The sequence below is a fragment of the Delftia sp. 11MD genome, assembly GCF_050907895.1.
Lineage (GTDB): Bacteria > Pseudomonadota > Gammaproteobacteria > Burkholderiales > Burkholderiaceae_C > Comamonas > Comamonas tsuruhatensis.
This window is the reverse complement of the sequence record NZ_CP194333.1, coordinates 6,097,251-6,117,420: the sequence shown is the minus strand read 5'-3', so window position 1 is coordinate 6,117,420 and position 20,170 is coordinate 6,097,251. Positions and strand designations below refer to the sequence as shown.

The following is a 20,170-nucleotide window of genomic DNA, read 5'->3' as shown; positions in this document are numbered from 1 at the left end:
ATCCGGAAAGAACAAAAATGAAGACGTTCGGGCCTTCAAACGCGCTTTGGAGGTCCGCCTTTCTCCTTGTTCAAATGCTGCCCCGGTGGCGGCCTCGCCAAAAGAGGGCAGTCGTGGAACTGGTGTTGGAGAGAATCAGCAAGCGTGTGGGCGGCCAGACCTGGCTGCACCCCATGCACCTGGAACTGGAAAGCCGCGCGGTGACCGTGCTGCTGGGCGCCACGCAGGCCGGCAAGACCAGCCTGATGCGCATCATGGCCGGCCTGGACGTGCCCACCGAAGGCCGGGTGCGCGTCGATGGCGTCGATGTGACCGGCATGCCCGTGCGCGAGCGCAATGTGGCCATGGTCTACCAGCAGTTCATCAACTATCCCTCGCTCACGGTGGCGGACAACATCGCCTCGCCGCTGAAGCTGCGCGGCGATCGCGACGTGGCGCAGCGCGTGCGCGCCCTGGCCGAGCGGCTGCACATCGAGATGTTCCTGGACCGCTATCCGGCCGAGCTGTCGGGTGGCCAGCAGCAGCGCGTGGCCCTGGCGAGGGCGCTGGCCAAGGGCGCTCCGCTGATGCTGCTGGACGAGCCGCTGGTCAACCTCGACTACAAGCTGCGCGAGGAACTGCGCGAGGAGCTGACCCAGCTGTTCGCCACCGGCAGCTCCACCGTGGTCTACGCCACCACCGAGCCCGGCGAGGCCCTGCTGCTGGGCGGCCACACGGCCGTGCTGCACGAGGGGGAGCTGCTGCAGTACGGCCCCACGGCGGAGGTGTTCCACCGACCCAATTCGCTGCGTGTGGCGCGGGCCTTCAGCGATCCGCCCATGAACCTGGTGCCCGCGCAGGCCGTGGACACCGGGTTGGAGCTGCCCGGCGGCGCGCGGCTGCCCATGGCGCTGCCGGTGGGCCTGGCCGCTGCCGGCCCCCTGACCCTGGGCCTGCGCGCCAGCGCGCTGCGCCTGCAGGCCCGGCCCGGGGATGTTGCGCTGCAAGGCGTGGTGGAACTGGCCGAGATCTCGGGGTCGGACACTTTCGTGCATGCCACCACGCCCTGGGGCGAGCTGGTGGCCCAGGTCACGGGCGTGCACCACCTGGACCTGGGCAGCGCGGTCACGCTGCACCTGGACCCGGCCCATGCCTACGTGTTCGGCACGGACGGCGCGCTGCTGCTGGCGCCGGCGCGGCCCGGAGGACGATGAGATGGCCCGCATAGAACTCGATCTGGCCCACTCCTACAAGCCGAACCCGCAGCAGGACAGCGACTATGCGCTGCTGCCGCTGAGCATGGTCTTCGAGGACGGCGGCGCCTATGCGCTGCTCGGCCCCTCGGGCTGCGGCAAGACCACCATGCTCAACATCATGTCGGGCCTGCTGGTCCCCTCGCAGGGCAAGGTGCTGTTCGACGGCCGCGACATGACGCGCGCCACGCCCCAGGAACGCAACATTGCTCAGGTGTTCCAGTTCCCGGTGATCTACGACACCATGACCGTGGCCGAGAACCTGGCCTTTCCGCTGAAGAACCGCCGCATGCCTGCCGACCGCATCCGCGCCCGCGTGGGCCAGATCGCCGAGATGCTGGAGATGAGCGGCCAGCTCGACCAGCGCGCGGCGGGCCTGTCGGCCGACGCCAAGCAGAAGATCTCGCTGGGCCGGGGCCTGGTGCGGCCCGATGTCTCGGCCGTGCTGTTCGACGAGCCGCTCACGGTGATCGACCCCCAGCTCAAGTGGCAGCTGCGCCGCAAGCTCAAGCAGATCCACCACGAGCTGCGGCTCACGCTGATCTATGTGACGCACGACCAAGTGGAGGCCCTGACCTTTGCCGACCAGGTGGTGGTCATGACGCGTGGCCGTGCCGTGCAGGTGGGCACGCCGGCCCAGCTCTTCGAGCGGCCCAGCCACGCCTTCGTCGGCCACTTCATCGGCTCGCCGGGCATGAACTTCGTGCCGCTGCAGCAGGACGGCGGCCGGCTGCTGGCCGAGGGCCAGTACCTGTCCCTGCCCGCCGCACTGGCCAGCGTGGCGCCCGGCCTGCCCCTGAGCCTGGGCATACGCCCCGAGTACCTGACACTGGCCTCGGCCGACGCGCCCGGCGCCGTGGCCTGCACGGTGGAGCGCGTGCAGGACGTGGGCACGCACCAGCTGCTGGTGGCGCGCCTGGGCGAGCGGCTTCTCAAGCTGCGCTGCGGCGCCGACGCCTTCCTGCCCGCCGCAGGGCAGACCGTCTGGGTGCAATTGCAGGGCCCCCACACCTGCTACTACGTCAACGAGGAGCTGCAGGCATGAGCCAGACCATCAAGCCCGTCAACCAGAAGGCCTGGCTGCTGATCCTGCCGGTCATCATCTGCGTGGCCTTCTCGGCCATCATCCCGCTGATGACGGTGGTGAACTACTCGGTGCAGGACATCATCAGTCCGGACCGGCGCGTGTTCGTGGGCACGGAATGGTTTGCCCAGGTCATGCGCGACGAGGAACTGCACTCGGCCCTGCTGCGCCAGATCGGCTTTTCGCTGGCCGTGCTGCTGGTGGAGATCCCGCTGGGCATCGCCCTGGCCCTGTCCATGCCGGCCCAGGGCTGGAAGGCCTCGGCGGTGCTGGTCGTGGTCTCGCTGTCGCTGCTGATTCCGTGGAACGTGGTCGGCACCATCTGGCAGATCTACGGCCGCGCCGACATCGGCCTGCTGGGCGCGGCGCTCAACGCGCTGGGCGTGGACTACAACTACACGGGCAATGCCACCCATGCCTGGCTTACCGTGCTGGTCATGGATGTCTGGCACTGGACGCCGCTGGTGGCCCTGCTGTGCTACGCGGGCCTGCGCTCCATTCCCGACGCCTACTACCAGGCCGCGCGCATCGACGGCGCCAGCAAGTTCGCGGTGTTCCGCTACATCCAGCTGCCCAAGATGCGCGGCGTGCTGATGATCGCCGTGCTGCTGCGCTTCATGGACAGCTTCATGATCTATACCGAGCCCTTCGTGCTCACGGGCGGCGGGCCCGGCAATGCGACCACCTTCCTGTCGCAGTACCTGACGCAAAAGGCCGTGGGCCAGTTCGACCTGGGGCCGGCGGCGGCCTTCTCGCTGATCTATTTCCTCATCATCCTGCTGCTGTGCTTCATCCTCTACAACTGGATGCAGCGCGTGGGCACGGCAGACAAGGAAGGGGCAAGAGAATGACCCCCACGCTCCCTTCGTTCACTGCCCCCCGAGGGGGCTCGGCCTGCCTTGGGGCGGCCCTGCGGGAGGCCGGACATGACTGAAGACCGCCGTTTCCACAAGCGCACGCTGTTCCTCGTCGCCTACCTGCTGTTCGCCGTGCTGCCCATCTACTGGATGGTCAACATGAGCTTCAAGACCAACGAGGAGATCCTGTCGAGCTTCTCGCTGTGGCCCCAGCATTTCACCTGGGCCAACTACCAAACCATCTTCACCGACGCCTCCTGGTACTCGGGCTACATCAACAGCCTGATCTACGTGGCCATCAACACCGTGATCTCGCTGACGGTGGCGCTGCCGGCGGCCTATGCGTTCTCGCGCTACCAGTTCCTGGGCGACAAGCATGTGTTCTTCTGGCTGCTGACCAACCGCATGACGCCGCCGGCCGTCTTCCTGCTGCCCTTCTTCCAGCTCTACACCACGGTGGGCCTGATGGACACGCACATCGCCGTGGCCCTGGCCCACCTGCTGTTCAACGTGCCGCTGGCCGTCTGGATCCTGGAGGGTTTCATGAGCGGCATTCCGCGCGAGATCGACGAGACGGCCTATATCGACGGCTACTCCTTCCCGCGCTTTTTCCTCACCATCTTCCTGCCGCTGATCAAGGCCGGCGTGGGCGTGGCGGCCTTCTTCTGCTTCATGTTCAGCTGGGTGGAACTGCTGCTGGCGCGCACGCTGACCAGCGTGAACGCCAAGCCCATCGTGGCGACCATGACGCGCACCGTCTCGGCCTCGGGCATGGACTGGGCGACGCTGGCGGCGGCGGGCGTGCTGACCATCGTGCCGGGCGCCATCGTGATCTGGTTCGTGCGGCATTACATCGCCAAGGGGTTCGCAATGGGGAGGGTGTGAGGCACCCCCTGAGTCGCTTGCGCGCCTTCCCCCTCTCTACCCGCTTCGCGGGGGAGGGGGACGACAGCCTCGCGGCGGGGCGGCCCTTGCTTGCTGTCCCTCGCTTGGGGCCGCGCCAGTTTCGACGGGCAGTGGTTTTTGTTTCTGAAAGGACTCGTCAATGTTTTCCTGGATGGCCTGGACGCTGCCGGTGGCGGTGTTCTTCAGTTGCATCGTGCTGATGCTGGTGGGCATGACGCTGTGGGAGTTGCGCAGCCCGACCGTGATGCGCAAGGGCTGGCTGCCGATGGCGACGACGCGCGGGGACCGGCTGTTCATCGGGCTGCTGCTGGCGGCCTATGTCAATCTGGCCTGGGTGGGGCTGGGCGAGAAGATGGCGCAGTGGTTCTCGCTGGAGGCCGAGCCTTCGGTGTGGATCAGTTTCGTGCTGTCCATGCTCGTGCTGGCCGTCGTGATGCGCAAAGGCTGATCACTTCATTCCATTTATCGACAGCCGGGTCCGAAGCTCCCCCGGGGCCCGCTGGTGCATGTGCATGTCGGGGAGACAGCAAGAATCTAGGAGACGGCAGATGAAACAACGACTTCACACCATCGCCCTCGCGGCGGCCCTGCTGGCGGCGGGGCAAGCGGCCTGGGCCGGAGAGGCGGAAGCCAAGAAGTGGATCGACGCGGAGTTCCAGCCCAGCACGCTGTCCAAGGACCAGCAGATGGCCGAGATGAAGTGGTTCATCGAGGCGGCCAAGAAGCTGCAGGCCAAGGGCGTCAAGGAGATCGCCGTGGTCTCCGAGACCATCACCACGCACGAGTACGAGAGCAAGACGCTGGCCAAGGCCTTCACCGAGATCACGGGCATCACCGTCAAGCACGACCTGATCCAGGAAGGCGACGTGGTCGAGAAGCTGCAGACCTCGATGCAGTCGGGCAAGTCCATCTATGACGGCTGGATCTCCGACTCCGACCTGATCGGCACGCACTACCGCTACGGCCGCATCATGAGCCTGACCGACTACATGGCCGGCGCCGGCAAGGACTTCACCAATCCGGGCCTGGACATCAAGGACTTCATCGGCACCAGCTTCACCACCGCGCCCGACGGCAAGCTCTACCAGCTGCCCGACCAGCAGTTCGCCAACCTCTACTGGTTCCGCGCCGACCTCTTCGAGCGCAAGGACCTCAAGGACAAGTTCAAGGCCAAGTACGGCTACGAGCTGGGTGTGCCGCTGAACTGGAGCGCCTACGAGGACATCGCCGAGTTCTTCACCAACGACGTCAAGCAGATCGACGGCAAGCCTGTCTACGGCCACATGGACTACGGCAAGAAGGACCCCTCGCTGGGCTGGCGCTTCACCGATGCCTGGCTGTCCATGGCCGGCGCGGCCGACAAGGGCATTCCCAACGGCATGCCCGTCGATGAATGGGGCATCCGCGTGGCCGACGACAAGTGCACGCCCGTGGGCGCCTCGGTCTCGCGCGGGGGCGCCACCAACTCGCCGGCCGCCGTGTTCGCGCTCACCAAGTACGTGGACTGGATGAAGAAATACGCGCCCAAGGAAGCCATGGGCATGACCTTCGGCGAGTCCGGCCCCGTGCCGGCCCAGGGCCATATCGCGCAGCAGATCTTCTGGTACACCGCCTTCACGGCCGACATGACCAAGCCCGGCCTGCCCGTGGTCAATGCCGACGGCACGCCCAAATGGCGCATGGCGCCCGGCCCCAACGGGCCGTACTGGAAGGACGGCATGCAAAACGGCTACCAGGACGTGGGCAGCTGGACCTTCTTCAAGGACCATGACGCCAACCGCACGGCCGCCGCCTGGCTCTACGCGCAGTTCGTCACCGCCAAGACCACCAGCCTCAAGAAGACCATCGTCGGCCTGACGCCCATCCGCGAAAGCGACATCCGCTCCAAGGCCATGACGGACATGGCGCCCAAGCTCGGCGGCCTGGTCGAGTTCTACCGCAGCCCCGCCCGCGTGGCCTGGACGCCCACCGGCAACAACGTGCCCGACTACCCCAAGCTGGCCCAGCTGTGGTGGAAGAACGTGGCCCAGGCCGTCACCGGCGAGAAGACGCCCCAGGGCGCCATGGACAACCTGGCCGAGGAAATGGACCAGGTCATGGCCCGCCTGCAGCGCGCAGGCATGGCGCACTGCGCGCCCAAGCTCAACCCCAAGGGCGACCCGGCCAAGTGGCTCAGCGACAAGCAGGCGCCGTGGAAGAAGCTGGCCAATGAAAAGCCCAAGGGCGAGACGATTGCGTATGACACGCTGCTCAATGCCTGGAAAAACGGCAAGGTGCGTTAGCACCCCCTGAGGCGCTTGCGCGCCTTCCCCCTCTCTACTTGCTTCGCAAGGGAGGGGGACGACGCCCTCGCCGCGAGGCGGCTCTTGCTCGGCGTCCCTGAGTTGGGCCGTGTCGGCTTTGGACAACATGCCCTGTGCTGGTCTCCCGGCCTATCGCCAAATTCGTTGACTGCAAAAAACACGAAACGAAAGATAGCGAAGAAAAAAATACAAAAACGAGCGAAAATAGCGGAAAACCCGATTCCGTCCCCTTCGCATTGGGCGCAGGCGTGGCGTCCCGGGTGCTGACATGGCGGCTACATGGCGCCCTGTTAACTTGCCCCACATTCCTTCGTCGAAGATCCATGTCCCTCGCTGCTTCCCCTCTGCCCACCGGCCGCGCCGCCCTGCTGGAACGCCTGGCCCAGCCTGAAACCTACGATCTGGCCATCATCGGCGGCGGTGCCACCGGCCTGGGCGTGGCCCTGGACGCGGCGGCGCGCGGGTTCAAGGTCGTGCTGGTGGAGTCGCATGACTTCGCCAAGGGCACGTCCTCGCGTGCCACCAAGCTGGTCCATGGTGGCGTGCGCTACCTGGCGCAGGGCAACATCGCCCTGGTGCGCGAAGCGCTGCATGAGCGCACCACGCTGCTGCACAACGCGCCCCACCTGGCGCAGCCGCTGGCCTTCGTCATGCCGTCCTACAAGCTGCTGGACACGCCGTTCTATGGCATCGGCCTCAAGATGTATGACGCGCTGGCCGGCAAGGCAGGCCTGGGCGCCACGGAATTCCTCTCGCGCTCCAGCACCGTGAAGTGCCTGCCCACCGTGCGGCAGCAGGGCCTCAAGGGCGGCGTCAAATACTGGGACGGCCAGTTCGACGATGCCCGCCTGGCGCTGGCGCTGGCCCGCACGGCCGCTGCCAAGGGCGCGCTGCTGGTCAACTACTGCCCCGCACGTGAACTGCTGCACGAAGGCGGCAAGGTCGCCGGCCTGATCTGCGAAGACTCGGAATCCGGCCAGCGCTTCACGCTGCGCGCCAAGTGCGTGGTCAACGCCACCGGCCCCTGGGTGGACCTGTTCCGCCAGCAGGACGCCGAGGCCCAGGGCCGTCCCGTCAAGCCCATGGTCGCGCCCAGCCAGGGCGTGCACGTGGTCGTGGACCGCGACTTCCTGCCCAGCGACCATGCCCTGCTCGTGCCCAAGACGGCCGACGGCCGCGTGCTCTTTGCCGTGCCCTGGCTGGGCAAGGTCATCCTGGGCACCACCGACACGCCGCGCAACGACCTGGCGCGCGAACCCCTGCCTTTCCCCGAAGAACTGGACTTCATCCTCACCGAGGCAGGCCGCTACCTCACGCGCCAGCCCACGCTGGCCGACGTGCGCAGCATGTGGGTGGGCCTGCGCCCGCTGGTCAAGCCCCAGGACGACGATGGCGAAAACACCAAGAAGATCAGCCGCGAGCACACCGTCATGTCCAGCCGCACCGGCCTGGTGACCGTCACGGGCGGCAAGTGGACCACCTACCGCGCCATGGCCGAAGACGTGCTCTCCGAATGCTTTGCCATCGGCCGCCTGCCGCACCGCCCCGGTGGTGTCACGGCCCGCCTGCCGCTGGCCGGCGCCCCGGCCGAGTCCGCCGTGCACCACCGCATGAACCAGATCCAGGGCCTGCATTCCTACGGCACGGAAGCCTCGGCGGTGCAGGCGTTGCCGGGCAACGACGAATGGCTGGCCGACGGCCTGAACGAAGCCATGGTGCGCTTTGCCGCGCGCTTCGAATACGCGCGCACCGTGGAAGACGTGCTGGCGCGCCGCAGCCGCCTGCTGTTCCTCGACGCGCGCAAGGCCGCCGAAGTGGCCCCGCGCGTGGCGGCCATCCTCCAGGAGGAGCTGGGACACGACGCCGGCCTGGCGGACTTCATGCCGCTGGCGGCGCAGTACCTGCCTGCCTGATCCTGTCCATCTCCATGCACAACGCCCTGCAGCGCAGGGCGTTGTGCTTTCTGCGTAAGACGCTTGCGCCACGAATGATTGTCAAAATTGATGAATATATGTACTCGATTGGTTTTATGAATGAGAATGCGGTTCATGGCGCCCAGCTTCAGTGCCAGTGAACAGCAGCCAGCACAAGGCTGACGAGGGAGGGAAGCAAAAAGAAAGCGCTTGAAAGTGCGTTTTCCGCAGGGCAAGGGCCGCGCCCAAGCCCGACGCGGTGGCCCCAAAGCCGCTGCGCGGTCTGTGCCGTCGTCGGCGCGGTCCGTCCGCAGCCAACAATTGCGTTGAGTCTGCCACCCTTTGCCGAGCCCGCGTGGCTCGGCTTTTTTATGGGCGTCTCCGGTGGCATGGGCCGATCGGGAGGCCCGGGCGGCCCCTCGGTTGCCGGCGCCCTTGTGGGCGTTGCGCAACGCTGCCGGGCAGGGGCGGGAAAAGTCGCTAAGGGTTTGACGCGCAAAGGAATTTCTGGGACAATCCCATGCTTCACGTGAAAACCGTGAAGTTATCTGCCCAGTGGAAGCGCCGAGAAATGGTTTTCGGCGTGGACGACGGGCCCAAGACTGACTGGCTGCTCGCGGCCCTTGAGAAGACTCTGGGGCTGTCGGGTGTTTGCTGGAGCAAGTTGGGAATATTGAAATGATCCAAACAGAATCTCGGTTAGAGGTTGCCGACAACACCGGCGCGAAGTCTGTTCAGTGCATCAAGGTGCTGGGCGGTTCTCATCGTCGCTATGCGAGTGTTGGTGACATCATCAAGGTGAGCATCAAGGAAGCTGCACCGCGTGGACGCGTCAAAAAAGGCGAGGTCTACAGCGCGGTCGTGGTGCGCACGGCGAAGGGTATTCGCCGCGCTGATGGCTCGCTCGTCAAGTTCGACGGCAATGCCGCCGTGCTGCTGAACGCCAAGCTGGAGCCTATCGGCACCCGCATCTTTGGCCCCGTGACTCGTGAACTGCGCAACGAAAAGTTCATGAAGATCGTGTCCCTGGCACCTGAAGTTCTCTAAAGGAAGCACCATGAACAAGATTCGCAAGGGCGACCAAGTCATCGTGCTGACCGGCCGTGACAAGGGCAAGCAAGGCGTGGTCTCGGCTCGCAAGGACGACTCCCACCTGCTGATCGACGGCATCAACCTGGTGAAGAAGCACGTCAAGCCGAACCCCATGAAGGGCACCACCGGCGGCATCGTGGAAAAGGCCATGCCTATCCACCAATCCAACGTGGCCATCTTCAATGCAGCGACCGGCAAGGCCGATCGCGTGGGCATCAAGGTGCAAGCCGACGGCACGCGCGTTCGCGTGTTCAAGTCCAACGGCGCCGAAATCAAGGCGGCCTAAGGGGTAACACATGGCACGACTGCAAAAACTGTATCGCGAAAAGATCGCGGCTGAACTGAAGGAAAAGTTCGGCTACACCTCCACCATGGAAGTGCCCCGCCTGACCAAGATCACCCTGAACATGGGTGTGAGCGAAGCCGTGGCCGACAAGAAGGTGATGGACAACGCCGTGGCCGACCTGACCAAGATTGCTGGTCAGAAGCCCGTGGTGACCAAGGCCAAGAAGGCTATCGCCGGCTTCAAGATCCGCGAAGGCCAGGCCATCGGCTGCATGGTGACCCTGCGTGGCGTTCAGATGTATGAATTCCTGGATCGTTTCGTCACCGTGGCTCTGCCCCGCGTGCGTGACTTCCGTGGTATCTCCGGCCGTTCGTTCGACGGTCGCGGCAACTACAACGTCGGCGTCAAGGAACAGATCATCTTCCCCGAAATCGAGTACGACAAGGTGGACGCTCTGCGTGGTCTGAACATCAGCATCACGACTACGGCAAAGACCGACGACGAGTGCAAGGCACTGCTCGCCGCTTTCCGTTTCCCCTTCAAGAACTGAGGTGGCGCATGGCTAAAGTTGCATTGATTCAGCGCGAACTCAAGCGCGAAAAGCTGGCGGCCAAGTACGCTGCCAAGTACGCAGAACTGAAGGCAATCGCCGCTGACGCAAAGCGCAGCGACGAAGAGCGCGACGCCGCTCGCCTGGGCCTGCAGAAGCTGCCCCGTAACGCGAACCCCACTCGCCAGCGCAACCGCTGCGAGATCACGGGTCGTCCCCGTGGCACCTTCCGTCAATTCGGTCTGGGCCGCGCCAAGATCCGTGAACTGGCCTTCGCTGGCGACATCCCCGGTGTCACCAAGGCCAGCTGGTAAGCAAGCAGGAGAGATTAAACATGAGCATGAGTGATCCCATCGCTGACTTGCTGACCCGCATCCGCAATGCACAAATGGTCTCCAAGACCACCGTGACGGCTCCTTCCTCCAAGGTCAAGGTTGCCATCGCCCAGGTGCTGAAGGATGAAGGCTACATCGACGGCTTCCAAGTGAAGACCGACGCTGGCAAGTCCGAACTCGAAATTACCCTGAAGTACTACGCCGGCCGTCCGGTGATCGAGCGCATCGAGCGCGTGAGCCGTCCCGGCCTGCGCGTGTACAAGGGCCGCGACGCAATCCCCCAGGTCATGAACGGTCTGGGCGTGGCCATCGTCACCACTCCCAAGGGCGTGATGACGGATCGCAAGGCACGCGCCACCGGCGTGGGCGGCGAAGTGCTGTGCTACGTGGCCTAACGGACATTAAGGAGAAATACTGAAATGTCTCGCGTAGCAAAGACTCCCGTGGCCATCCCCGCAGGCGTGGATGTGTCCATCAAGGCTGACCAGATCAATGTGAAGGGCACCGGCGGCACGCTGTCGCTGGCCCAGAACGTTCTGGTGAAGATCTCCAACAACGAAGGCAAGCTGTCTTTCGAGCCCGTCAACGACTCGCGCGAAGCCAACGCCATGAGCGGCACCATGCGTCAGCTGGTGAACAACATGGTGGTGGGCGTGAGCAAGGGCTTCGAGAAGAAGCTGTCGCTGGTCGGCGTGGGCTTCAAGGCTTCGGCCTCTGGCGCCAAGCTGAACCTCGCGATCGGCTATTCGCACCCGGTGAACTTCGAAATGCCGGCCGGCATCACTGTTGCCACCCCCACGCCCACGGAAATCGTGGTCAAGGGTGCTGACCGCCAGGCCGTTGGCCAACTGGCTGCTGAGATCCGTGCCGTTCGTCCTCCCGAGCCCTACAAGGGCAAGGGCATCCGTTACTCGGATGAGAAGGTCGTGATCAAAGAGACCAAGAAGAAGTAAGGAGCTGCATTATGTTGACCAAGAAAGAGCAGCGTCTCCGTCGTGCCCGCCAGACCCGCATCCGCATTGCACAGCAAGGCGTGGCACGTCTGAGCGTGAACCGTACGAACCTCCACATCTACGCAAGCGTGGTGTCGGAAGACGGCACCAAGGTGCTGGCTTCGGCCTCGACTGCCGAAGCCGAAGTGCGCACCCAACTGGGCGCCATCGGCAAGGGTGGCAACGTGGCTGCCGCTACGCTGATCGGCAAGCGCATTGCCGAGAAGGCCAAGGCTGCAGGCGTGGAGAAAGTGGCTTTCGATCGCGCTGGTTTCGCATACCACGGCCGCGTGAAGGCTTTGGCAGAAGCCGCTCGTGAAGCCGGCCTGCAGTTCTAAGCGGAGCGGATAGAAATGGCAAAGTTTTCTCCCAAGGTGCAAGACGAAGGTCGTGACGACGGTCTGCGCGAAAAAATGATCGCGGTGAACCGCGTCACCAAGGTTGTGAAGGGCGGTCGTATCCTCGGCTTCGCTGCACTGACCGTGGTTGGCGACGGTGATGGCCGTGTTGGCATGGGCAAGGGCAAGTCCAAGGAAGTGCCTGCAGCCGTGCAAAAGGCGATGGAAGAATCCCGTCGCAACATGATCAAGGTGTCCCTGAAGAACGGCTCGATCCATCACACCGTGATGGGTCAGCATGGCGCAGCATCCGTGATGCTGAACCCCGCTCCCAAGGGTACCGGCATCATCGCCGGCGGCCCGATGCGCGCCGTCTTCGAAGTGCTGGGCATCACCGACATCGTGGCCAAGAGCCATGGCTCGTCGAATCCCTACAACATGGTCCGCGCGACTTTTGACGCTCTGAAGAACTCCACGACCCCTTCGGAAGTGGCAGCCAAGCGCGGCAAGTCGGTTGAAGACATCTTCACCGCCTGATCGGAGTCAATCACATGACAACGCAACAAACCGTGAAGGTGCAACTGGTGCGCAGCCCCATTGGCACCAAGGAATCGCACCGCGCCACCGTCCGTGGCCTGGGCCTGCGCAAGCTGAATAGCATCAGCGAACTGCAGGACACGCCTGCTGTGCGCGGCATGATCAACAAGATCAGCTATCTGGTCAAAGTCCTCTGAAAGGATTGATGATGGAACTCAATAGCATCAAGCCTGCAGCAGGTGCCAAGCATGCCAAGCGCCGTGTCGGCCGCGGCATCGGCTCCGGCCTGGGCAAGACTGCCGGCCGTGGTCACAAGGGCCAGAAGTCGCGTTCGGGTGGCTACCACAAGGTGGGCTTCGAAGGCGGTCAAATGCCTCTGCAGCGCCGTCTGCCCAAGCGTGGCTTCAAGTCGCATCTGCTGAAGTTCAACGCAGAAGTGACCCTGTCCGCTCTGGAACAGCTGGGCCTGGCCGAAGTCGATCTGGCAGCTCTGAAGCAAGCCGGTCTGGTTGGTGAAATCGCAAAGGTGGTCAAGATCATCAAGAGCGGTGAAATCAGCAAGGCTGTCAAGCTCAACGGCATCGGCGCTACCGCCGGCGCCAAGGCTGCCATCGAAGCTGCCGGCGGCAGCATCGCCTGATTAATGATCTGAAAGAAGACATCCGTGGCTACTAGCGCAGCTCAAATTGCAAAAACCGGAAAATTCGGCGATCTTCGCCGCCGTCTGGTTTTTCTGTTGCTCGCGCTGGTCGTTTACCGCATCGGGGCTCATATCCCCGTGCCGGGCATCGATCCAGCGCAGCTGCAGCAGCTGTTCAATGGCCAGCAGGGCGGCATTCTCAATCTGTTCAACATGTTCTCGGGTGGGGCGCTGTCGCGCTTCACGGTGTTCGCACTGGGGATCATGCCGTACATCTCGGCATCGATCATCATGCAGCTCATGACCTATGTGGTCCCTACATTCGAGCAGCTGAAAAAGGAAGGTGAATCGGGTCGTCGCAAGATCACCCAGTACACCCGCTATGGCACTCTGGGCCTGGCGATTTTTCAGTCCCTGGGAATTGCCGTGGCTCTGGAAAGCTCCGCAGGTCTGGTTCTGAGCCCCGGTTTCGGCTTCCGCCTCACGGCGGTGGTCAGCCTGACGGCCGGCACCATGTTCCTGATGTGGCTCGGTGAACAGATCACGGAACGTGGTCTGGGCAACGGCATCTCGATCCTCATCTTTGGAGGTATCGCCGCAGGTCTGCCGAGCTCCATCGGTGGTCTGCTGGAGCTGGTGCGCACCGGTGCCATGAGCATCCTGGCCGCGATCTTCATCGTTCTCGTGGTGGCAGCCGTGACGTACTTCGTCGTGTTTGTCGAGCGGGGACAGCGCAAGATCCTGGTGAACTATGCGCGTCGTCAGGTGGGTAACAAGGTGTATGGCGGTCAGTCTTCGCACTTGCCGCTGAAGCTGAACATGGCGGGGGTCATTCCTCCCATCTTCGCTTCCTCGATCATCTTGCTGCCGGCGACCGTTGTGAACTGGTTCAGTGCAGGGGAATCCATGCGCTGGCTGAAGGACATTGCTAGCACGCTGACCCCCGGTCAGCCGATCTATGTGATGCTCTACGCCACCGCCATCATCTTCTTCTGCTTCTTCTACACGGCCCTGGTGTTCAACAGCCGGGAAACCGCCGACAACCTGAAGAAGAGTGGTGCCTTCATCCCCGGGATCCGTCCCGGTGACCAGACGGCCCGCTACATTGACAAGATCCTGGTTCGCCTGACCCTGGCTGGTGCGGTGTACATCACATTCGTGTGCTTGTTGCCCGAGTTCCTGATCCTGAAGTACAACGTCCCGTTCTACTTCGGTGGTACATCACTGCTGATTATTGTGGTGGTGACCATGGACTTCATGGCCCAGGTGCAGAACTACATGATGTCGCAACAGTACGAATCGCTCCTCAAAAAGGCGAACTTCAAAGCGACACTTGGCAATTGAACTAAGTGATGGGCCTGGCCGGCGGTGCCGGCGGGTCCAGTAAGAGTTAGTAGACGCCCATTCGATCTATCCATCGCGGGCATGTTTCCCGGTCGATAGGCCGTAACGGATGTAGAGTTTTAGGAGAATGAAATGAGAGTTTCGGCTTCGGTCAAAAAAATCTGCCGTAACTGCAAGATCATCCGCCGCAAGGGTGTGGTGCGAGTGATCTGCACGGACCAGCGCCACAAGCAGCGCCAGGGTTGATAGGAAAGTTTGAGGACGAATAATGGCACGTATCGCTGGCATTAACATCCCGCCGCATCAGCACGCTGAAATCGGCCTGACCGCTATCTATGGGATCGGTCGCACCACTGCACGCAAGATCTGCGAAGCCGCTGGCATCGCATATTCCAAGAAAATCAAGGAACTGACTGACGGCGATCTGGAAAAGATCCGCGATCAGCTGACTTCCCTGACGCTGGAAGGTGATCTGCGTCGCGAAACAACGATGAACATCAAGCGTTTGATGGACATCGGTTGCTATCGCGGTTTCCGTCATCGTCGTGGCCTGCCCATGCGTGGTCAGCGTACCCGCACGAATGCACGTACCCGCAAGGGTCCGCGCAAGGGTGCCGCGGCTTTGAAGAAATAAAGAGATTGAAAGATCACTATGGCTAAGTCTCCCGCAAACAACGCTGCACAGCGCGTTCGCAAGAAAGTCCGTAAGAACATTTCGGACGGCATTGCCCACGTGCACGCTTCGTTCAACAACACGATCATCACCATCACCGACCGCCAAGGCAACGCTCTGTCGTGGGCCTCGTCGGGTGGCCAGGGCTTCAAGGGTTCGCGCAAGTCGACTCCCTTCGCTGCCCAGGTGGCTTCGGAAGTGGCTGGTCGTGCTGCCATCGAACAGGGCATCAAGAACCTGGACGTCGAAATCAAGGGTCCCGGTCCCGGCCGTGAATCCTCGGTTCGCGCCCTGGGCGCCCTGGGCATCCGCATCACTTCCATCGCGGACGTGACGCCGGTTCCCCACAACGGCTGCCGCCCTCAAAAGCGCCGTCGTATCTAAGCTTTTTCACCAAGCCCACCGCCGCCCAGATGTGTAACATCGCGGGCGGCTCCCGTGCTTGTGCACGGCAGATGACACAAAGGAAATCAAGTGGCACGCTATATCGGCCCCAAGGCCAAACTCTCCCGCCGTGAAGGCACTGACCTGTTCCTGAAGAGCGCACGTCGCTCGATCGCCGACAAGTCCAAGTTCGACACCAAGCCCGGTCAGCACGGCCGCACTTCCGGTCAGCGTACTTCCGACTTCGGCCTGCAGCTGCGTGAAAAGCAGAAGGTCAAGCGCATGTACGGCGTGCTGGAAAAGCAATTCCGCCGCTACTTCGAAGCCGCCGACAAGAAGAAGGGCAACACCGGTGCCAATCTGCTGTCGCTGCTGGAGTCGCGTCTGGACAACGTGGTGTACCGCATGGGCTTCGGCTCGACCCGCTCGGAAGCGCGTCAGCTGGTGTCGCACAAGGCCATCACGGTCAACGGCCAATCCGTCAACATCCCTTCCTACATGGTGAAGGTGGGTGACGTGGTCGCCGTGCGTGAAAAGTCCAAGAAGCAGGCCCGCATCGTCGAAGCCCTGCAACTGGCTGGTCAAGTCGGTTTCCCCGCATGGGTGGAAGTGTCGGCCGACAAGGTTGAAGGCACGTTCAAGAAGTCGCCTGACCGCGACGAGTTCGGTGCAGACATCAACGAATCCCTGATCGTTGAGTTGTACTCGCGTTAATTCCGCGCAGCGACATTTCTGTAAAACCGTCCCCCAGCCGCGAGGCATCGCGCTGGGGTGCTTCACCAGCCTTACCGGTGTAACGAGCCGGGGGTATTGAGAGGAAGTCTGCATGCAAACCAATTTGCTGAAGCCCAAGACGATCAATGTCGAGCAGCTTGGCCACAATCGCGCCAAAGTTGTTCTGGAGCCGTTTGAGCGTGGCTACGGCCATACGCTGGGCAATGCCCTGCGCCGTGTCCTGCTCTCGTCCATGGTGGGTTACGCAGCGACGGAAGTGACGATTGCTGGTGTGTTGCACGAGTACTCGTCCATTGACGGTGTCCAGGAAGATGTGGTCAACATCCTGCTGAACCTCAAGGGTGTGGTGTTCAAGCTGCACAACCGCGACGAGGTCACGCTCTCCCTGCGCAAGGATGGCGAAGGCGTCGTGACGGCGCGCGACATCCAGACGCCCCACGACGTGGAAATCATCAACCCTGATCATGTCATCGCCAACCTGTCGCAAGGCGGCAAGCTGGACATGCAGATCAAGGTCGAGAAGGGCCGCGGCTATGTGCCCGGCAATGTGCGCCGCTATGGCGACGAGTCCACGAAGTCGATCGGCCGTATCGTGCTGGACGCTTCGTTCTCGCCCGTCAAGCGCGTGAGCTACGCCGTCGAATCGGCCCGCGTTGAACAACGCACCGACCTCGACAAGCTGGTGGTGGAGATCGAAACCAATGGTGCGATCACTGCCGAGGACGCCGTGCGCGCCTCCGCCAAGATCCTGGTGGAACAGCTCGCCGTGTTCGCTCAGCTGGACGGCGGCGATATCGCCAGCGTCTTCGATGCTCCGGCCGGTGGCCGTGGTGCCGCAACCGCCTTTGATCCCATCTTGCTGCGTCCCGTGGACGAGCTGGAACTCACCGTGCGTTCGGCCAACTGCCTCAAGGCAGAGAACATCTACTACATCGGCGACCTGATCCAGCGTACCGAAAACGAGCTGCTCAAGACCCCCAACCTGGGTCGCAAGTCGCTCAACGAGATCAAGGAAGTCCTGGCTTCCCGCGGTCTGACGCTGGGCATGAAGCTGGAGAACTGGCCGCCTGCTGGCCTGGAAAAGCGCTAAGCACTATAATTGCGGGCTCTCCTTTTTGGAGAGCCTCAGTGCCTCGGGCAGTACCTGATACGGCTGCCCGAATTAATCAACAACTTGCGCAAATTCGGTTGAGGCAAGCTGCAGATCCGGTAACGGGTCCAGGCTTGCATCCTTGTTTGCGCAAGCCCTAATTACATATTTTAGGAATAAAGCACCATGCGTCACGGTCACGGCCTCCGCAAACTCAATCGCACCTCTTCGCACCGCCTGGCGATGCTGAAGAACATGATGAATTCGCTCATCGAGCACGAAGCCATCAAGACCACCGTTCCCAAGGCCAAGGAACTGCGCCGCGTGATCGAGCCCATGATCACCCTGGCCAAGGTCGACACCGTTGCCAACCGCCGCCTGGCATTCGACCGCCTGCGCGACCGCGACAGCGTGACCAAGCTCTTCAACGAGCTGGGCCCCCGCTTCGCAAAGCGTCCTGGTGGCTACACCCGTATCCTGAAGATGGGCTTCCGCGTGGGCGACAACGCCCCCATGGCCTTCGTGGAACTGGTCGAGCGCGCTGAAGAAGGCGCCGCCGAAGCCAAGGCAGCTGAATAATCTGCTATAATTTTGGAATACCGCGCGATGGAGCAGTCTGGTAGCTCGTTGGGCTCATAACCCAAAGGTCGGAGGTTCAAATCCTTCTCGCGCAACCAAATTGAAAAGGGCTACGACAACTGTCGTAGCCCTTTTTTCATGCCCTCGCGCCAGGGCAAAGGCCAGGCAGACAGCCCGGCATCAGCCGCCCAGCTGGTTGCCGATGCGCTGGCCCAGCCGCAGGCGCACGCGGTGGGCGATTTCCTGGGCGGCATCGGGGCTGAGCACCTCGCTGATGTGCAGCAGCTCGGTGTAGTGCATGTACAAGAGGCCGCGCAGGGTCTTGAAAGCGGCCTCGTGGTCGCCGCCGCAGACGCTGGCGTCATCGGCCAGCACGCGCTCCACCACGCCGGCCTGCAGCAGCGGGATCTTGCAGATGACGGCGTGGCGGGCGATCTCCAGGTCGATCTCCTGGAGCCGGCATTCCCATTCCTCGGGCAAGAATCGATTGGCTGGCATGTCGGCTTTTCTCCTTTTTTCACTGCATGGGTACACCGGGGCGAAAGGCACCCGGTCTGGGGATGCTGTCATGTGAGCGGGGCTCGGTGGCCTGGGTCGCCAGGCTTACTGGCCCGGCCTTGATGCCTGTCAAACTTCGGTGGCGCAGGCGCCCGCTGGAAGCCGGGCTCATGCTGCACTGCATCATGATGTCAGTCATGCGGCGCGGCCGCCAGTGCCCGTGCAGGCTGGTGGGCTTTTGCTCCCGGCAGGCCATGCTCTCTCGGCGCCGCTCCGGCAACGCAAAGGATCCACATGCTCGAGAAGATTGCCTCGCTGTTCCGCTACTTCAAGTCGGCCGTGCCGTTCCGGCTGGTGCCGGCGCTGATCGCCACCGCCGTGCTGTTCGGGCTGCTGCTGGTGCCCGTGCCCGAGGGGCTGACGCCCAAGGCCTGGCAGCTGGTGGCCATTTTCCTGACCACCATCGTGGCCATCATCCTCAAGGTCATGCCCATTGGCGTGATGGCCTTGATGGCCATCGTGATCGTCTCGCTGTCCCAGGTCACGTCAGGCTCGTCCAAGGGCGCAGTCACCGATGCGCTGAGCAGCTTTTCCAGCCCGCTGATATGGTTGATCGTGGTGGCCATCCTGATCTCGCGCGGCCTCAAGAAGACGGGGCTGGGCAACCGCATCGGACTGATGTTCATCGCGCTGCTGGGCAAGCGGACCATCGGCATCGGCTACGGCCTGGCGATCTGCGAGCTGGTGCTGGCACCGTTCACGCCCAGCAACACGGCGCGCGGCGGCGGTATCGTGCACCCGATCATGAAGTCCATCGCCAATGCCTTCGAGTCGGACCCGGCCAAGGGTACGCAGGGCAAGGTGGGCACCTATCTGGCCCTGGTCAACTACCACGCCAATCCCATCACGTCGGCCATGTTCCTGACCGCCACGGCGCCCAATCCGCTGGTGGTGGACTTCGTGGCCAAGGCCACGGGCCAGGCCCTGCACCTGAGCTGGACCACCTGGGCGCTGTACATGCTGCTGCCGGGCCTGCTGTGCCTGCTGCTGATGCCGCTGGTGATCTACCTGCTGTCGCCTCCCGAACTCAAGGCCACGCCCAATGCCGTGGAGTACGCGCGCAGCGAGATGGCACGCATGGGGCCGCTGTCGGGCAAGGAGCGCGTGATGCTGGGCACCTTCGGCCTGATGCTGCTGCTGTGGGCCAACGTGCCGCAGATGCTGTTCGGGCCTGCCTTCACGCTGGACCCGACGGTGGTCGCCTTCCTGGGCCTGTTCGTGCTGATCATCACGGGCACCATCGACTGGGATGACGTGCTGTCCGAGAAAAGCGCCTGGGACACGCTGGTGTGGTTCGGCGCCCTGGTCATGCTGGCCGAGCAGCTCAACAAGCTGGGCGTGGTGTCCTGGTTTGCCGTGGGTATGAAGAACGCCATCGTCGCCAGCGGCCTGGACTGGCTGCCGGTGGCGGCCATCCTGGTGGGCGTGTTCGTGTTCTCGCATTACCTGTTCGCCAGCACCACGGCCCACATCAGCGCCATGATGCTGGCGTTCCTGACCGTGGGCGCCCAGCTGATTCCTGCCGACTATGTCGTGCCCTTCATGCTGATGATGACGGCCGGCTCGGCCGTCATGATGACGCTGACCCACTACGCCACCGGCACTTCGCCCATCATCTTCGGAAGCGGCTATGTCACGCTGGGCAACTGGTGGCGCGTGGGCGCGGCCATGTGCGTGATCGAGCTGCTGGTCTTTGCCGTGGTCGGCAGCGCCTGGTGGAAGCTGCTGGGCCTGTGGTGAGG

At 63.1% G+C, this 20,170-nt stretch carries 26 protein-coding genes and 1 tRNA gene; 26 read left to right on the top strand and 1 reads right to left on the bottom strand.

Features of this window, described 5'->3' with window-relative positions; genetic code table 11:
- Positions 1-113: 113 nt before the first annotated feature.
- From ACRSCF_RS27990 to ACRSCF_RS27870, 25 genes are all read left to right on the top strand, one after another.
- On the top strand, positions 114-1,193 hold the full coding sequence (locus ACRSCF_RS27990) for an ABC transporter ATP-binding protein (RefSeq protein WP_034363480.1): 1,080 nt from the start codon (positions 114-116) through the stop codon (positions 1,191-1,193).
- Position 1,194: 1 nt separating this feature from the next.
- On the top strand, positions 1,195-2,277 hold the full coding sequence (locus tag ACRSCF_RS27985; protein ID WP_016452006.1) for an ABC transporter ATP-binding protein: 1,083 nt from the start codon (positions 1,195-1,197) through the stop codon (positions 2,275-2,277).
- A complete protein-coding gene (locus tag ACRSCF_RS27980) occupies positions 2,274-3,167 on the top strand; it encodes a carbohydrate ABC transporter permease (RefSeq protein WP_034363482.1) in 894 nt (297 codons plus the stop codon). Before ACRSCF_RS27985 ends, ACRSCF_RS27980 begins: the two co-directional genes overlap by 4 nt.
- Positions 3,168-3,242: 75 nt before the next feature.
- The gene (locus ACRSCF_RS27975) at positions 3,243-4,058 is read left to right on the top strand and encodes a carbohydrate ABC transporter permease (protein ID WP_013804448.1); all 816 of its coding nucleotides are present in this window, start codon (positions 3,243-3,245) and stop codon (positions 4,056-4,058) included.
- A 160-nt stretch (positions 4,059-4,218) separates the two neighbouring features.
- A complete protein-coding gene (locus tag ACRSCF_RS27970; RefSeq protein WP_016449169.1) occupies positions 4,219-4,527 on the top strand; it encodes a DUF2160 domain-containing protein in 309 nt (102 codons plus the stop codon).
- 100 nt (positions 4,528-4,627) lie between these two features.
- Positions 4,628-6,361 (top strand): ABC transporter substrate-binding protein, encoded by a 1,734-nt coding sequence (locus ACRSCF_RS27965; protein ID WP_016449170.1) that lies wholly within the window; start codon positions 4,628-4,630, stop codon positions 6,359-6,361.
- Positions 6,362-6,705: 344 nt separating this feature from the next.
- On the top strand, positions 6,706-8,295 hold the full coding sequence (locus ACRSCF_RS27960) for a glycerol-3-phosphate dehydrogenase/oxidase (protein ID WP_016449171.1): 1,590 nt from the start codon (positions 6,706-6,708) through the stop codon (positions 8,293-8,295).
- Between the two features lie 678 nt (positions 8,296-8,973).
- Positions 8,974-9,342, top strand: coding sequence for a 50S ribosomal protein L14 (gene rplN / locus ACRSCF_RS27955; RefSeq protein WP_016449173.1), 369 nt, complete (start codon positions 8,974-8,976; stop codon positions 9,340-9,342).
- 10 nt (positions 9,343-9,352) lie between these two features.
- A complete protein-coding gene (rplX, locus tag ACRSCF_RS27950; protein WP_016449174.1) occupies positions 9,353-9,673 on the top strand; it encodes a 50S ribosomal protein L24 in 321 nt (106 codons plus the stop codon).
- 10 nt (positions 9,674-9,683) lie between these two features.
- Positions 9,684-10,223: a 50S ribosomal protein L5 gene (gene rplE, locus ACRSCF_RS27945; RefSeq protein WP_016449175.1), complete on the top strand. Its 540-nt coding sequence runs from the start codon at positions 9,684-9,686 to the stop codon at positions 10,221-10,223.
- Between the two features lie 8 nt (positions 10,224-10,231).
- Positions 10,232-10,537, top strand: coding sequence for a 30S ribosomal protein S14 (rpsN, locus tag ACRSCF_RS27940; protein WP_012202967.1), 306 nt, complete (start codon positions 10,232-10,234; stop codon positions 10,535-10,537).
- Between the two features lie 20 nt (positions 10,538-10,557).
- Positions 10,558-10,953 (top strand): 30S ribosomal protein S8, encoded by a 396-nt coding sequence (rpsH, locus tag ACRSCF_RS27935; RefSeq protein ID WP_016449176.1) that lies wholly within the window; start codon positions 10,558-10,560, stop codon positions 10,951-10,953.
- A gap of 24 nt (positions 10,954-10,977) precedes the next feature.
- The gene (gene rplF / locus ACRSCF_RS27930; RefSeq protein ID WP_016449177.1) at positions 10,978-11,511 is read left to right on the top strand and encodes a 50S ribosomal protein L6; all 534 of its coding nucleotides are present in this window, start codon (positions 10,978-10,980) and stop codon (positions 11,509-11,511) included.
- A gap of 11 nt (positions 11,512-11,522) precedes the next feature.
- Positions 11,523-11,888, top strand: a complete 366-nt coding sequence (rplR, locus tag ACRSCF_RS27925; RefSeq protein ID WP_012202970.1) for a 50S ribosomal protein L18 — start codon at positions 11,523-11,525, stop codon at positions 11,886-11,888.
- 15 nt (positions 11,889-11,903) lie between these two features.
- Positions 11,904-12,425 (top strand): 30S ribosomal protein S5, encoded by a 522-nt coding sequence (rpsE, locus tag ACRSCF_RS27920; protein ID WP_016449178.1) that lies wholly within the window; start codon positions 11,904-11,906, stop codon positions 12,423-12,425.
- 14 nt (positions 12,426-12,439) lie between these two features.
- Complete coding sequence (gene rpmD / locus ACRSCF_RS27915) at positions 12,440-12,622, top strand: 50S ribosomal protein L30 (RefSeq protein WP_012202972.1); 183 nt, start codon at positions 12,440-12,442, stop codon at positions 12,620-12,622.
- A gap of 11 nt (positions 12,623-12,633) precedes the next feature.
- Entirely contained in the window at positions 12,634-13,065 is a 432-nt protein-coding gene (gene rplO / locus ACRSCF_RS27910; RefSeq protein ID WP_016449179.1) for a 50S ribosomal protein L15, read from the top strand.
- 24 nt (positions 13,066-13,089) lie between these two features.
- A complete protein-coding gene (secY, locus tag ACRSCF_RS27905) occupies positions 13,090-14,409 on the top strand; it encodes a preprotein translocase subunit SecY (protein ID WP_012202974.1) in 1,320 nt (439 codons plus the stop codon).
- A 132-nt stretch (positions 14,410-14,541) separates the two neighbouring features.
- Positions 14,542-14,655 (top strand): 50S ribosomal protein L36, encoded by a 114-nt coding sequence (rpmJ, locus tag ACRSCF_RS27900; protein WP_003050535.1) that lies wholly within the window; start codon positions 14,542-14,544, stop codon positions 14,653-14,655.
- A gap of 22 nt (positions 14,656-14,677) precedes the next feature.
- A complete protein-coding gene (gene rpsM, locus ACRSCF_RS27895; protein ID WP_012202975.1) occupies positions 14,678-15,043 on the top strand; it encodes a 30S ribosomal protein S13 in 366 nt (121 codons plus the stop codon).
- An 18-nt stretch (positions 15,044-15,061) separates the two neighbouring features.
- Positions 15,062-15,466, top strand: coding sequence for a 30S ribosomal protein S11 (gene rpsK / locus ACRSCF_RS27890; protein WP_012202976.1), 405 nt, complete (start codon positions 15,062-15,064; stop codon positions 15,464-15,466).
- Positions 15,467-15,556: 90 nt separating this feature from the next.
- Complete coding sequence (gene rpsD / locus ACRSCF_RS27885; protein WP_034363487.1) at positions 15,557-16,180, top strand: 30S ribosomal protein S4; 624 nt, start codon at positions 15,557-15,559, stop codon at positions 16,178-16,180.
- Positions 16,181-16,292: 112 nt separating this feature from the next.
- Complete coding sequence (locus tag ACRSCF_RS27880) at positions 16,293-17,291, top strand: DNA-directed RNA polymerase subunit alpha (RefSeq protein ID WP_012202978.1); 999 nt, start codon at positions 16,293-16,295, stop codon at positions 17,289-17,291.
- A gap of 186 nt (positions 17,292-17,477) precedes the next feature.
- Positions 17,478-17,870: a 50S ribosomal protein L17 gene (rplQ, locus tag ACRSCF_RS27875; protein WP_012202979.1), complete on the top strand. Its 393-nt coding sequence runs from the start codon at positions 17,478-17,480 to the stop codon at positions 17,868-17,870.
- Positions 17,871-17,891: 21 nt separating this feature from the next.
- Positions 17,892-17,968, top strand: a tRNA-Met gene (locus tag ACRSCF_RS27870).
- An 82-nt stretch (positions 17,969-18,050) separates the two neighbouring features.
- Here ACRSCF_RS27870 and ACRSCF_RS27865 read toward each other — a convergent pair.
- Positions 18,051-18,368, bottom strand: a complete 318-nt coding sequence (locus ACRSCF_RS27865) for a hypothetical protein (protein WP_016449180.1) — start codon at positions 18,366-18,368, stop codon at positions 18,051-18,053.
- A 294-nt stretch (positions 18,369-18,662) separates the two neighbouring features.
- Here ACRSCF_RS27865 and ACRSCF_RS27860 point away from each other — a divergent pair, with 294 nt between their 5' ends.
- Positions 18,663-20,168 carry a DASS family sodium-coupled anion symporter gene (locus tag ACRSCF_RS27860; protein WP_017407734.1) on the top strand — a complete coding sequence of 502 codons (1,506 nt, stop codon included), beginning with the start codon at positions 18,663-18,665 and terminating at the stop codon, positions 20,166-20,168.
- Positions 20,169-20,170 lie beyond the last annotated feature (2 nt).